The sequence below is a fragment of the Enterobacter sp. DNB-S2 genome, assembly GCF_019443845.1.
GTDB classification, from domain to species: domain Bacteria; phylum Pseudomonadota; class Gammaproteobacteria; order Enterobacterales; family Enterobacteriaceae; genus Enterobacter; species Enterobacter asburiae_B.
Genome location: NZ_CP050520.1, coordinates 427,409 through 442,041, shown reverse-complemented (window position 1 = coordinate 442,041; position 14,633 = coordinate 427,409). Strand labels below are relative to the sequence as shown.

The following is a 14,633-nucleotide window of genomic DNA, read 5'->3' as shown; positions in this document are numbered from 1 at the left end:
ATAACGCGATGAAAACAAAACTTTCCTGGTTATGTGCAGTGGCAATGGGGATGAATGTCCTCCCCGCAACAATGGCTAACGCAGCTCCTGGTAACGCAGCGGCAACGCCTGCGCCAACGGTACCTGTCGTCGCGCAAGCAACCGATCCGGTTGTCACCGCGGCACCTGGTCAAACAGAAAATATCATGCCGAACCAGCCAACGGAGGGGAACACCCTGCCGGCAGACGGCCAGGTCATCGGGCAGGTGATGCCGGGCGTCCGGGGGGCGAATGCGCCTGTCGTTGCGGACAATGCGCCGTCGCGGGACGTGAAGCTGACCTTCGCGCAAATTGCACCGCCTCCGGGCAGTATGGTGCTGCGCGGCATCAACCCTAACGGCGGCATTGAGTTTGGCATGCGTAGCGATGAGGTCGTTTCTAATGCGGTGCTGAACCTGGAATACACGCCGTCGCCGTCTCTGCTGCCGACGCAGTCCCAGCTGAAGGTCTACCTGAATGATGAGCTGATGGACGTACTGCCGGTCACCAAAGAGCAGCTGGGCAAGAAAACCCAGGCGCAGGTGCCGATCAACCCGCTGTTCATCACCGACTTTAACCGTATCCGTCTGGAATTTGTCGGTCACTACCGCGATGTCTGCGAAAACCCGGCCAGCAACACGCTGTGGATGGACATCGGGCGTAACTCCTCGCTGCAGATGACCTACCAGTCGCTGGCGCTGAAAAACGATCTCTCGGCATTCCCGGTTCCATTCTTCGATCCGCGTGATAACCGTCCGCTCACGCTGCCGATGGTGTTTGCATCATCCCCGGACGTGACCGAGCAGCTAGCGGCCACCATTGTGGCGTCCTGGTTTGGTTCACGTGCTGGCTGGCGTGGACAGAGCTTCCCGGCGATGTATGACAAACTGCCGGACAGAAATGCCATTGTGTTTGCGACCAACGCGAAACGCCCGGCCTTCCTGCGCGATCATCCGGACGTCAAAGCGCCGACCGTTGAGATGATAAGCCACCCGGAAAACCCGTACGTGAAGCTGCTGGTGGTGTTTGGCCGTGATGATAAAGATCTGGTGCAGGCAGCAAAAGCGATTGCCCAGGGCAACGTCCTTTTCCGTGGCAACAGCGTTGTAGTGGATGAGGTCAAACCGCTGCTGGCGCGTAAACCTTATGATGCGCCAAACTGGGTGCGTACCGACCGTGCGGTGACATTTGGCGAACTGAAAACCTATGAAGAACAGCTGCAGGCGACGGGGCTTGAGCCAGCGCCGATTAGCCTGTCACTGAATCTGCCGCCGGATCTGTATCTGCTGCGTACCAACGGCATTGATATCAATCTGAACTACCGTTATACCGCGCCAGCGACCAAAGACAGCTCGCGCATGGATATCAGCCTGAACAACCAGTTCCTGCAATCGTTCAGCCTGCAAAGCACGCAGGATACTAACCGCCTGATGCTTCGCCTGCCGGTGTTGCAGGGGCTGCTGGACGGTAAAACGGATGTCTCCATCCCGGCACTGAAGCTGGGTGCGATAAACCAGCTGCGCTTTGACTTCCAGTACATGAACCCGACGCCTGGCGGTTCGGCGGAAAACTGCATCACCTTCCAGCCCGTACAGAACCACGTCGTGATTGGCGATGAGTCGACCATCGACTTCTCGAAGTACTATCACTTCCTGGCGATGCCGGATCTGCGCGCCTTTGCTAACGCGGGCTTCCCGTTCAGCCGCATGGCCGATCTCTCTGAGTCCATCGTTGTGATGCCAAAAGCGCCAAGCGAAGGGCAGGTCACGACCCTGCTGGATACCATGGCGACCGTTGGGGGACAGACGGGATTACCGGCGATTAACGTCACGTTGACGGACGATGGCAGCCAGATCCAGAACAAAGATGCTGACATCATGGTGATCGGTACCATTCCGGATAAGCTGAAGGATGACAAACGTATCGACCTGCTGGTGAAAGCGGCCCAGTCCTGGGTTAACACGCCGCTGCGTCAGACCGAGTTCCCGAGCATTATGCCGGATATGAACGACCGTCAGGCCAGCGCGCAGACGACCGTAACGTCTCAGGGGGCAATGGCCGCGGTGGTGGGCTTCCAGTCACCTTACAACGAACAGCGTAGCGTGGTGGCTCTCCTGGCGGACAGCCCGCGCGGGTATGAACTGCTCAATACGGCCATGAACGACAGCGGTAAACGTGCCGCGATGTTTGGATCCGTGTCGGTGATCCGTGAGTCCGGCGTCAATAGCCTGCGCGTGGGCGACGTGTACTACGTGGGCCATCTGCCGTGGTTCGAACGCCTGTGGTATGCGCTGGCTAACCATCCGGTTCTGCTCGCCATCCTGGCGGCGGTCAGCGTGGTCTTGCTGGCATGGGTGCTGTGGCGTCTGCTGCGTATCATCAGCCGTCGTCGCCTGAACCCGGATGAGTAAGATGTGATGAAAGCCTTTCGCTGGTGTGCATTAGCAGCGTTGATGCTGGCGGCGCTTCCTCTTCGCGCCGCCTGTACCTGGCCTGCCTGGGAGCAGTTTAAAAAGGATTACATCAGTGAGGGCGGGCGTGTCGTTGATCCCAGCGACACGCGCAAAATTACGACCTCGGAAGGGCAAAGCTACGCCTTGTTCTTTGCCCTTGCGGCGAACGATCGCAGCGCGTTTGACCAGCTGCTGACCTGGACGCGCGATAATCTTGCCAGCGGCAATCTCAACGACCATCTGCCCGCCTGGCTATGGGGCCAGAAAGATAAAGAGACGTGGGCGGTGATTGATACCAACTCCGCCTCTGACGCCGATGTCTGGATCGCCTGGTCTCTGCTCGAAGCGGGCCGGTTGTGGAAACATCCGGACTATACCCGCACGGGTAAGGCGCTGCTAAAACGCATTGTCAGTGAGGAAGTGGTGAAAGTGCCGGGGCTCGGCGCAATGCTGCTTCCAGGTAAAGTCGGTTTTGCCGATGAAAACGTCTGGCGTTTTAACCCCAGCTATCTTCCTCCGCAGTTAGCGAGTTATTTCACGCGCTTTGGTCCCCCGTGGACCCAGCTTCGTGAAACCAATCAGCGTCTGCTGCTGGAGAGCGCGCCGAAAGGGTTTTCGCCGGACTGGGTTCAGTATCAGAAAAACAAAGGCTGGCGGTTACAGCAGGATAAATCGCTGGTGGGCGGCTACGACGCCATCCGCGTTTATCTCTGGGTGGGAATGATGAGTGATAAAGATCCTCAGAAAGCCCGGCTGCTGACGCGCTTCCAGCCGATGGCGGCAAAGACAATGAAACGGGGTGTGCCGCCGGAGAAAGTGGATGTGGCGACGGGTAAACGCACCGGGAATGGCCCGGTCGGGTTCTCTGCCGCCATGCTGCCGTTTTTACAACAACGTGATGCCCAGGCGGTTCAGCGCCAGCGCGTTGCGGACCATTTTCCCGATAACAATGCCTATTACAGCTACGTGCTGACTCTCTTTGGGCAAGGATGGGATCAGCATCGTTTTCGCTTCACCGCAAAAGGTGAATTAATACCGGATTGGGGCCAGGAATGCGCAAGTTCACAGTAAATCTACTCACTTTATCGCTTGGCCTGGCACTGATGCCGATGGCTGAGGCCGCCAACTCTCCGCAGCAGAAACAGCTGCTGGAACAGGTTCGGCTGGGCGAATCGACACAGCGTGAGGATTTGGTTCGTCAGTCGCTTTACCGTCTTGAGCTGATTGACCCGAACAACCCTGACGTCATTGCCGCACGCTTTCGCTACCTGCTGCGCCAGGGCGATAACGCCGGTGCGCAAAAAGAGCTGGATCGTCTGAAAGGGATCGCGCCGGGCTCGAGTGCATACCAGTCATCACGCAACACGATGCTGCTGTCCACGCCGGATGGCCGCCAGCAGCTCCAGCAGGCGCGTTTGCTCGCCACCACGGGACACACGCAGGAGGCGATTGCAGCCTATGACAAGCTGTTTGACGGCAACCCGCCGGGCGGCGACGTGGCGACGGAATACTGGAATGTGGTCGCCAAAGATCCTGCTCGCCGGAATGCGGCCATTAACCAGCTCAAGAAAATCAATACCAGCAGCCCCGGAAATTCGCAGCTGCAGGCAACGCTGTCCCAGCTTTTGTTCCAGAGCGGACGCCGTGATGAAGGCTTTGCGGTATTGCAGGAGATGGCTAAATCGACCAACGGGCGCAGCCAGGCGTCTGATATGTGGTATGACCAAATCAAAGGCCAGCCTGCCAGCAGCGCCAGCGTCAGCGCGCTGCAAAAATACCTGAGCGTATTCAGTGACGGCGATAGCGTCGCGGCGGCGCGTGCCCAGCTCGAAGAACAGCAAAAACAGCTCGCTGACCCGGCGTTCCGCGCGAAAGCGGAAGGGCTGGCGGCGGTGGATGCCGGGCAGGGAAGTAAGGCGGTCGCGGAACTGCAAAAAGCCGTCAGCGCCAACCATGCCGACAGTGAAGCGGTAGGTGCCCTTGGCCAGGCTTATTCCCAGAAAGGCGACCGCGCCCGCGCGGTGGCGCAGTTTGAAAAGGCGATTGCCCTCGATCCCCAGAGCGATAACCGGGGTAAATGGGACAGTCTGCTCAAGGTTAACCGTTACTGGCTGCTGATCCAGCAGGGCGATGCGGCGCTGAAGGCGAATAACCCGGCGCAGGCGGAGCGTTACTATCAGCAGGCGCGCAGTATCGACAATACCGACAGTTATGCCGTGCTGGGGCTGGGCGATGCCGCCGCGGCGCGTAAAGATAACGACGCGGCGGAACGTTACTATCGCCAGGCGCTGCGTATGGACAGCGGTAACAGCAATGCGGTCCGCGGCCTGGCCAATATTTACCGCGCGCAGTCCCCGGAGAAGGCCTCGCAGTTTATTCAGTCTCTCTCCGCCAGCCAGCGCCGGAGCATTGATGATATTGAACGCAGCCTGACCAACGAGCAGCTCTCCGCTCAGGCAGAACAGCTGGAAAATCAGGGGAAATACGCCCAGGCGGCAGAGATTCAGCGCCGTCGTCTGGCGCTCTCACCGGGCGACGTGTGGATAACCTATCGTCTCTCGCGCGATCTCTACAGCGCGGGTCAGCGCAGCCAGGCGGATACCCTGATGCGTCAGCTTGCCAGCCAGAAACCGACCGATCCGGATCAGGTGTACGCCAGCGGGCTCTATCTTTCCGGCAACGATCAGGACCGCGCCGCGCTGGCGCATCTGGACACGCTGCCGCGCAGCCAGTGGAACGGCAATATTCAGGAGCTTGCCGACCGCCTGCAAAGCAATCAGGTGCTGGAAACCGCCAACCGTCTGCGCGACAGCGGCAAAGAGCAGGAGGCGGAAAACCTTCTGCGTCAGCAGCCGACCTCCACCCGCCTCGACCTGACGCTGGCGGACTGGGCGCAGCAGCGTGGCGATCTGGCGTCGGCGAAAACGACGTATAACGCCGTTCTGCAGCGTGAACCGCAGAACGAAGACGCGATCCTCGGCCTGACCGAGATTTACAGCGCGCAGGGCGACAAAGATGCCGCGCGCGCAGAGCTGGCGAAACTGCCCGCCGCGCAAAACGGCCAGCCGCTGTCGCTCAACATGCAGCGCCGGATCGCGATGGCGCAGGCAGGTCTGGGCGATTCCGCTGCCGCAGAACAGACCTTCAACAAAATCATTCCGCAGGCTAAATCGCAGCCCGGCTCCATGGAAAACGCGCTGGTGTTACGTGATGCCGCGCGTTTCCAGGCGCAAAACGGTCAGCCTCAGCAGGCGCTGGAAACCTATAAAGACGCGATGGTGTCGACGGGTATCACCACGACGCGTCCGGCGGACAACGACAGCTTCACTCGTCTGACGCGTAACGATGAAAAAGACGACTGGCTGAAGCGCGGCGTGCGCAGCGATGCCGGTGACTTGTACCGTCAGCAGGATGTTAACGTCACGCTGCAGCACGACTACTGGGGCTCCAGCGGCACGGGCGGCTATTCTGACCTGAAAGCGCACACTACCATGCTGCAGGTGGATGCTCCGCTGTCTGACGGGCGCATGTTCTTCAGAAGCGATCTGGTCAACATGGACGCCGGTTCATTTGATAACAATAACGGGACCTACGATCCAAAATGGGGGACCTGCTACGAAACGCCGTGTAGCGGCAACACCCATCAGTCCGACAATGGCGCAAGCGTCGCCGTCGGCTGGCAGAATAAAACCTGGGCGATGGATATTGGCACCACGCCAATGGGCTTTGACGTCGTCGACGTGGTGGGCGGCATCAGCTACAGCAGCGATCTGGGGCCCATCGGCTATACCGTTAACGCCCATCGCCGCCCCATCTCCAGCTCTCTGCTGGCGTTCGCCGGGCAAAAAGATACCAACACCGGCACCACCTGGGGCGGCGTACGTGCCACCGGTGGCGGCGTAAGCATGAGCTATGACAAAGGGGAAGCGAACGGCGTCTGGTCAAGCCTGAACGCGGAAACGCTGACGGGTAAAAATGTGGAAGATAACTGGCGCGTCCGCTGGATGACGGGTTACTACTACAAGCTCATTAATAAAAACAACGAGCGCCTGACGGTCGGCGTCTCCAATATGCTCTGGCACTACGACAAAGACCTGAGCGGTTATACCCTGGGTCAGGGCGGCTACTACAGCCCGCAGGAGTATGTCTCCTTCGCACTGCCGGTGACCTGGCGTAAACGCACGGAGAACTGGTCCTGGGAGCTGGGCGGCTCGGTGTCCTGGTCTCACTCGAAAACCAAAGACGAACTGCGCTACCCGATCCAGAATCTGATCCCGACCGATGAGCCAGACCGCTATACCGACCGGGGCGTGATGGAAACCGGCAGCAGCTCCTCAGGCACGGGTTATACCGCGCGGGCCATTATCGAACGCCGCGTAACGTCCAACTGGTTTGTGGGCATGGGCGTGGATATTCAGGAAGCGAAAGACTATACCCCAAGCCATGCGCTGATCTATGTGCGTTACTCTGCTGCAGGCTGGCAGGGCGATATGGACTTACCGCCGCAGCCGCTCATCCCTTACGCGGACTGGTAATCGGATTATCCTTAATCCATTTGTAAGTCTCTCTTAATAGCGCGGCAATCGGGTATACTCAGGCGCGCCAGGTTTACACCCTGGCGCGCCCTGCGCTTCGAGTTTTGTGGAGAGTCATTTTGCGTGTCAGCCGTTCCTTAACAATCAAACAGATGGCGATGGTTTCTGCCGTCACCATGCTGTTTGTACTGCTCTTCTGCGTAATTTTGCTGTTTCATTCCGTACAGCAGAATCGCTATAACACGGCTTCGCAGTTAGAAAGTATCGCGCGATCGGTGCGCGGCCCGCTCTCTGCCGCTATCCTGAAAGGGGATATTCCCGAAGCGGAAACCATTTTAAAACGCATTCAGCCTGCCGGCGTCGTTAGCCGCGCCGATGTCGTCTTGCCCAACCAGTTTCAGGCGCTGCGGATGAGCTTTATCCCGGAGCGTCCCGTCCCGATGATGGTGATGCGCCTGTTTGAACTGCCGGTGCAGATTTCGCTGCCCGTTTATTCGCTTGAACGCCCTGCCAATCCGCAGCCGCTGGCCTACCTGGTATTACAGGCGGATTCCTACCGCATGTATAAATTCGTCATGAGCTGGGTGGTTACGTTAGTGACCACTTGCTTACTTATGACGCTTATTCTCAGCGTGGCGCTCACCTGGTGCATTAACCGGCTGATTGTTCATCCGCTGCGCCGTATCGCCCGCGAGCTGAATACGCTTGCGCCGCAGGATCAGATGGGGCATCAGCTTGAGCTGCCGCGTCTGCATCATGACGATGAGATAGGCATGCTGGTGCGCAGCTACAACCTCAACCAGCAGCGCATTCAGCGCCAGCAGGATGAGTTAAACAGCAGCGCCACGCGCTTCCCGGTGTCGGAGCTTCCCAATAAAGCCTTCCTGATGGCGATGCTGGAGCAGACCGTTGCCCGTCAGCAAACCACGGCGCTGATGGTTATCGCCTGTGAAACCCTGCAGGATACGGCTGGCGTGCTCAGGGAGAGCCAGCGCGAAATGCTGCTGCTGACCCTGGTGGAAAAAGTGAAGTCTGTCCTTGCCCCGCGCATGGTGCTGACCCAGGTCAGCGGTTACGACCTGGTGGTGATTGCCAACGGCGTAAAAGAACCCTGGCATGCGATCACTTTAGGTCAGCAAGTACTCACTGTCATTAATGAGCGGTTGCCCATTCAGGGTATCCAGCTTCGTCCAAGCGCCAGTATCGGTATTGCGATGTACTATGGCGATTTAACGGCAGAGCAGCTTTATCATCGCGCGTTCTCGGCGGCGTTCACCGCCCGGCGCAAAGGCAAAAATCAGATCCAGTTCTTCGCGCCGGAAGAGATGGAAAAGGCGCAGCAGCGACTGACGGAAGAGAGCGACATCCTGACCGCGCTGGATAACCGCCAGTTTGCCCTCTGGCTACAGCCGCAGGTGAATTTGCTGACGGGAGAAGTGAAAAGCGCCGAGGCACTGCTGCGCGTGCAGCAACCGGATGGTTCATGGGAGCTGCCGGAAGGGTTGATTGAGCGCATTGAGTCCTGTGGCCTGATGGTTACCGTCGGCTACTGGGTGCTGGAGGAGTCCTGCCGTCAGCTTGCCGCCTGGCAGGAGCGCGGCGTGACGCTGCCGCTGTCGGTCAATTTATCTGCCCAGCAGCTGATGCACCCAACCATGGTTTCAGAGATGCTGGAGCTGATCCATCGTTACCGAATCAAGCCTGATACGTTAACTCTGGAAGTGACGGAGAGCCGACGCATCGACGACCCTAATCAGGCGGTCGCGATCCTGAAACCGCTGCGCAATGCCGGCATTCGCATTGCGCTGGACGATTTCGGCATGGGATACGCCGGGCTGCGTCAGCTTCAGCACATGAAAACCCTTCCGGTGGACGTGCTCAAAATTGACAAAGCGTTTGTCGACGGTCTGCCGGGCGACAGCAGCATGGTGCAGGCGATTATCCAGATGGCGCGCAGCCTCAACCTGCATCTTATTGCCGAGGGGATTGAAACCGAAGCGCAACGTGCCTGGCTGGCAGAGGCGGGCGTGGAGAGCGGACAAGGCTTCCTTTTTGCCCCTGCTGTTCCTTCGGATGTCTTTGAAGAACGATACCTTTCTGGTGCTGACAATAACGCAAAAGTGTAATTTTGTTGCTGGCTTGTGCGAGCCAGCTCAAAGTTCTTAACATTTGTGTTTCAAATTTGAACTGAGTTTATTTCTGTCCTGTTATGTGGGTGTTATTTTAAAGCCGCAGGTTAACCATAACCTTACAAAGCCTGTGGTTTTTCTTCCCAAGGACACCTTATGAAAACCTCACTCTTCAAAAGTCTTTATTTCCAGGTCCTGACAGCCATCGCCATCGGTATTCTGCTGGGTCACTATTACCCTGAGCTGGGCGCGCAAATGAAACCGCTTGGCGACGCGTTCGTTAAGCTCATCAAAATGGTCATCGCGCCGGTGATCTTCTGTACCGTAGTAACGGGCATCGCTGGCATGGAAAGCATGAAGGCGGTCGGCCGTACCGGTGCAGTGGCGCTTCTCTATTTTGAAGTGGTCAGTACCCTTGCGCTGATTATCGGTCTGATCATCGTCAACGTGGTGCAGCCGGGCGCGGGGATGAACGTAGACCCGTCAACGCTGGATGCCAAAGCGGTCGCGGTATATGCCGAGCAGGCGAAGGATCAGGGTGTGGTGGCCTTCCTGCTGGACGTGATTCCGGGCAGCGTCATTGGCGCGTTCGCCAGCGGAAACATCCTGCAGGTTCTGCTGTTTGCCGTGATGTTTGGCTTTGCTCTGCACCGTCTGGGCAGCAAAGGCCAGCTTATCTTTAATGTGATCGAAAGCTTCTCCCAGGTGATTTTCGGCATCATCAATATGATCATGCGCCTGGCGCCGATCGGTGCTTTCGGCGCGATGGCCTTCACCATCGGTAAATATGGCGTCGGTACGCTGGTGCAGCTGGGTCAGCTGATTATCTGCTTCTATATCACCTGTATCCTTTTCGTGGTCGTGGTGCTGGGCTCCATCGCCCGCGCGACGGGTTTCAACATCTTCAAATTTATCCGTTACATCCGCGAAGAGCTGCTGATCGTTCTGGGGACTTCCTCTTCAGAATCGGCGCTGCCGCGTATGCTCGACAAGATGGAAAAGCTGGGGTGCCGTAAATCGGTGGTCGGGCTGGTGATCCCGACGGGCTACTCCTTCAACCTGGACGGCACCTCGATATACCTGACGATGGCGGCCGTGTTTATCGCTCAGGCGACCAACAGCCATATGGATATTTTCCATCAGATTACCCTGCTGGTGGTGCTCCTGCTCTCCTCTAAAGGCGCGGCAGGCGTGACGGGCAGTGGCTTTATCGTGCTGGCTGCCACTATTTCCGCTGTGGGTCACCTGCCGGTGGCGGGTCTGGCGTTGATTCTCGGTATCGACCGCTTCATGTCAGAGGCGCGTGCGTTAACCAACCTGGTGGGTAACGGCGTGGCAACGGTGGTGGTGGCGAAATGGGTGAAAGAGCTGGATCACAAAAAGCTCGACGATACTCTGAATAACCGTTCAACTGACAGCAAAAATCCTGGCTTAACCTCTTAATCTTGTCACAAATGCCCGTATTCCCTTGTCGGGATGCGGGCTCCTGCGCATAATAACTGTTCGTACCTGTCATAATTCGACAAGATTTTTTTGGGTATATTTCACTTCTGACCGTGACGTTTTGCCGAACGCGCGGTCTAATCGACGTGTTTTCATCGTCATCTTTAAGAGTGAAGCGCGTCGCGAAACACTCTTTTTTAACCAGGAATGTTGATCAGGGGTTCACATGCAGGGCACAAAAATTCGACTCTTAACCGGCGGTTTGCTGATGATGGCAGCAGCCAGTTATGTGCAGGCAGATGCGCTCCAGCCAGACCCGGCCTGGCAACAAGGGACATTAGCGAACGGTTTTCAGTGGCAGGTTTTAGCCACTCCGCAACGTCCCAGTGACCGTGTAGAAATCCGTCTGTCCATTAATACCGGTTCCCTCGCGGAAAGCACTCAGCAAACCGGTTTTAGCCATTTTATTCCCCGGCTGGCGCTCACGCAGAGCGGCAGCCTGCAAGCGGTTCAGGTGCGTTCGCTTTGGCAGCAGGCCATCGATCCGAAACGCCCGCTCCCTCCGGCTGTGGTCTCGTATGACTACACCATGTTTAACCTGAGCCTGCCTAATAACCGTAACGACCTCCTTAAAGAAGCGCTTACGTATCTCTCCGATGCCTCTGGCAATCTGGCGATTACGCCGGACACCGTCAACTATGCGCTGAACAACAGCGACATGGTGGCGACCTGGCCCGGGGATACCAAAGAGGGCTGGTGGCGTTACCGCCTGAAGGGCTCGACGCTGCTGGGACATGACCCGGCCGAACCGCTGAAACAGCCGGTGGACGCCGAACAGGTAAAATCGTTCTACCAGAAGTGGTACACCCCGGATGCGATGACGCTGATCGTGGTGGGTAACGTGGACAGCCGCGCGGTGGTGGAGCAGATCAACAAAGCGTTTGGTGATTTGAAAGGCAAGCGTGAAACGCCAGCCCCTGTCCCGACGCTCTCTCCGCTGCGTGCAGAGCCTGTCAGCATTATGACGGACGCCGTGCGTCAGGATCGCCTCTCCGTCATGTGGGATAACGCCTGGCAGCCAATCCGCGAGTCCGCGGCGATGTTGCGCTACTGGCGTGCCGATCTCGCGCGTGAAGCGCTGTTCTGGCACGTTCAGCAGACGCTGAGCAAGAACAACGTGAAGAATATCGGTCTTGGCTTTGACTGCCGCGTGCTGTTCCAGCGTGCGCAGTGTGCCATCAACGTTGAATCGCCGGGCGATAAGCTGAATGCCAATCTGGGCGTGGTCGCAAAAGAGCTGGCAAAAGTGCGTAAAGAGGGGCTTTCCGAAGAGGAATTCAACGCTCTCGTGGCGCAGAAAAAACTCGAGCTGCAGAAGCTGTTTGCGACCTACGCTCGCGCCGATACCGACATTCTGATCAGCCAGCGTATTCGTTCCCTGCAGAATCAGGTGGTGGACATTGCGCCGGAACAGTATCAGAAACTGCGTCAGGACTTCCTGAACGGTCTGACCGTCGAGATGCTCAATCAGGACCTCCGTCAGCAGCTGTCGCAGGAGATGGCGTTGATCCTCCTGCAACCGAAGGGCGAGCCGGAGTATGACATGAAGGAACTTCAGAAGACCTGGGATTCCATTATGGCTACCGCGCCGCAGCCTGCGCAGGCCGCCACGGCTGATGATTTACATCCGGACGCGACGGATATTCCGCAGGGGCAGTAATGCTTAAACATTCCCTCTCCCACAGGGAGGGGGTGTTCATCGTCCACTCTCCCTGTGGGGAGAGTAATCCCCAGTAATTTTTTACCTGAAGCGATGAATGTTGCTTCAGGTAAATGAATGACTTACAGCGATGCCCTGAGCCACCCTGGCACGTTCACAAGTCATGTTGTTACAGAGTAGCAAGGAACATAAAGTGAACGGAATGACCACCAGAGCCGTATGTTCCCCCTCACCCCAGCCCTCTCCCTCAAGGGAGAGGGGGTCGTCCGTGCTGGCATTATTTTGTGGGGAACCCTCAGCCCCGTGGGAGAGGGTTAGGGTGAGGGCATCAGCCCGCAGCCTCTTTAAACAGGCATCGCCTCGCGCGGAATAATTGCCCCGCGATACTGAATCACCGTGCTGGCCGTCAGGTGACCACGCTGTGCCGCCGCTTCCGGCGTTCCACCCGTCAGACGTACCGCCAGATAGCCCGCGCTGAATGAATCACCGGCCGCCGTGGTATCAATCACTTTCTCTCTGGCAAGCTTCACCGCCGGAACGTCAACCAGCGCTTCGCCCGCCACCGCGACCAGGCACGAATCCGCCCCGCGCTTAATCACCACTTCGCTCACGCCAGCCGCCTGCGTGCGTGCAATCACGTCCTCTACCGGTTTCTCACCCCACAGAGCGTCTTCATCGTCGAGCGTGAGGAAGGCGATATCGGTGCACTGCAGCATCTGCTGATAGACCTGCTGCGTCTCTTCGCGGCTGGCCCACAGGCGCGGGCGGTAGTTGTTATCGAAAATAACCTTGCCGCCGTTTGCACGGCATTCGCGCAGCAGCGAGAGCAGTTTTTCACGGCTGGTAGGGCTCAGGATCGCCAGGCTAATCCCGCTCAGATAGAGGTAGTCAAAGGTCGCCAGCTCTTCGCAGATGGCCGCGGCCGCGTCGCTCTCCAGCCAGAATTTGGCCGCGGCTTCGTTACGCCAGTAATAAAACGTGCGTTCGCCGGTGCTGTCGGTTTCGATGTAATAAAGCCCCGGGAGGCGGTTCTCCATACGCTGAATCAGCGACGTTTCGACATGTTCACTCTGCCAGGCCTCCAGCATTTGCTGGCTGAAGCTGTCCGTACCCAGGGCGGTCACGTAGTTCACGGTGAGCGCCTCAGGCGCGACCTGACGGGCAATATAAACGGACGTGTTTAACGTATCGCCACCAAATCCGCGGCTGACTTCCGCGCCTTTTTGTGACAGCTCAATCATGCATTCGCCAATCACGGCAATTTTTTTGGACATAGTCGTGAACCTGAACAGAAGAATTATCAGCAGTGTGCGCTGAGTGAATTAACCGGTCAACTATATTAAAACAACGTTCCATTATTTTATTTGAGCCAGCGCGTGTTCCCGCGCATTTCTGTCATCTTAATTTCATTTTCCCGGTGAATTGAACATAAAGTTCTCAATTGTCGCGCCGATAATCCTGTGACGAGTCCAGAAAGGCTATCCCAACAACAGGACATCTGAAATGAAGTCAGAGCAGGTTATCCAGCGGCTGAGCACTACGCCTGAGGCAAGTATTGAGAACTTGCAGGAGCATCGCTACTGGCTGCAATGTGAGCGTGCGTACACCTATCAGCCGATCTACCGAACAGATGGTCGACTGATGGCAATTGAAATTTTGACCGTCGTTACGCATCCCTCAAACCCTACTCAGCGCATCGCGCCGGATCGCTATTTTGCCGAAGTTGCCGTTCGCCAGCGTCTGGACGTGCTGGAAGAACAGCTTCGTATGCTGGCGACGAAGCAGCCCTTTTTCGAACAGCACGATATCCTCGCCTCGGTGAACGTCGATGGTCCAACCCTGCTGGCGCTGCGTCAGAACGCAAAATTGCAGGAGCTGATCGCCACCCTGCCGTGGATGCGCTTTGAGCTGGTGGAGCATGTCCGTCTGCCGCAGGACTCCTCGTTTGCGTCGATATGCGAATACGGCCCGCTGTGGCTGGATGACTTTGGCACCGGCATGGCGAACTTCTCCGCCCTGAGTGAGGTGCGCTACGACTACATCAAAGTGGCCCGCGACCTGTTCATTATGCTGCGTCAGACCCCGGAAGGGCGGAATCTGTTTACGCTGTTATTACAGCTGATGAACCGCTATTGCCAGGGCGTGATTGTTGAAGGTGTGGAAACACTGGAAGAGTGGCGTGATGTGCAAAACTCTCCCGCGGCGGCGGCGCAAGGCTATTATCTCTCCCGCCCGGTACCCATGGATCGCCTCGATAGCGTTATAACGACCCTCTGATAAGCCCGCTTCCCTTTGTCTGGACTATAGTTTTACAGGACAGGTCATCAGGAAAGGG

At 57.4% G+C, this 14,633-nt stretch carries 8 protein-coding genes; 7 read left to right on the top strand and 1 reads right to left on the bottom strand.

The window, feature by feature from the left end:
* The first annotated feature begins 8 nt into the window (after positions 1-8).
* The 6 genes from bcsB (at position 9) to HB664_RS02185 (ending at position 12,298) form a co-directional block, all read left to right on the top strand.
* Positions 9-2,429 carry a cellulose biosynthesis cyclic di-GMP-binding regulatory protein BcsB gene (gene bcsB / locus HB664_RS02210; RefSeq protein ID WP_219940310.1) on the top strand — a complete coding sequence of 807 codons (2,421 nt, stop codon included), beginning with the start codon at positions 9-11 and terminating at the stop codon, positions 2,427-2,429.
* A gap of 6 nt (positions 2,430-2,435) precedes the next feature.
* Positions 2,436-3,542: a cellulose synthase complex periplasmic endoglucanase BcsZ gene (bcsZ, locus tag HB664_RS02205; protein WP_033146873.1), complete on the top strand. Its 1,107-nt coding sequence runs from the start codon at positions 2,436-2,438 to the stop codon at positions 3,540-3,542.
* Positions 3,524-7,006 (top strand): cellulose synthase complex outer membrane protein BcsC, encoded by a 3,483-nt coding sequence (gene bcsC / locus HB664_RS02200; RefSeq protein ID WP_219940309.1) that lies wholly within the window; start codon positions 3,524-3,526, stop codon positions 7,004-7,006. Before bcsZ ends, bcsC begins: the two co-directional genes overlap by 19 nt.
* A 119-nt stretch (positions 7,007-7,125) precedes the next feature.
* Entirely contained in the window at positions 7,126-9,132 is a 2,007-nt protein-coding gene (gene hmsP / locus HB664_RS02195) for a biofilm formation regulator HmsP (protein ID WP_219940308.1), read from the top strand.
* 159 nt (positions 9,133-9,291) lie between these two features.
* On the top strand, positions 9,292-10,578 hold the full coding sequence (locus tag HB664_RS02190) for a dicarboxylate/amino acid:cation symporter (RefSeq protein ID WP_023309587.1): 1,287 nt from the start codon (positions 9,292-9,294) through the stop codon (positions 10,576-10,578).
* Positions 10,579-10,804: 226 nt separating this feature from the next.
* Positions 10,805-12,298, top strand: coding sequence for a pitrilysin family protein (locus HB664_RS02185; protein ID WP_219940307.1), 1,494 nt, complete (start codon positions 10,805-10,807; stop codon positions 12,296-12,298).
* A 344-nt stretch (positions 12,299-12,642) separates the two neighbouring features.
* On the opposite strand, the gene HB664_RS02180 is transcribed toward HB664_RS02185, so the two are convergent.
* A complete protein-coding gene (locus tag HB664_RS02180; RefSeq protein ID WP_094934857.1) occupies positions 12,643-13,572 on the bottom strand; it encodes a sugar kinase in 930 nt (309 codons plus the stop codon).
* A gap of 229 nt (positions 13,573-13,801) precedes the next feature.
* On the opposite strand from HB664_RS02180, the gene pdeH reads away from it, so the two are divergent.
* Positions 13,802-14,575: a cyclic-guanylate-specific phosphodiesterase gene (gene pdeH / locus HB664_RS02175; protein WP_023309584.1), complete on the top strand. Its 774-nt coding sequence runs from the start codon at positions 13,802-13,804 to the stop codon at positions 14,573-14,575.
* Positions 14,576-14,633: the final 58 nt, after the last annotated feature.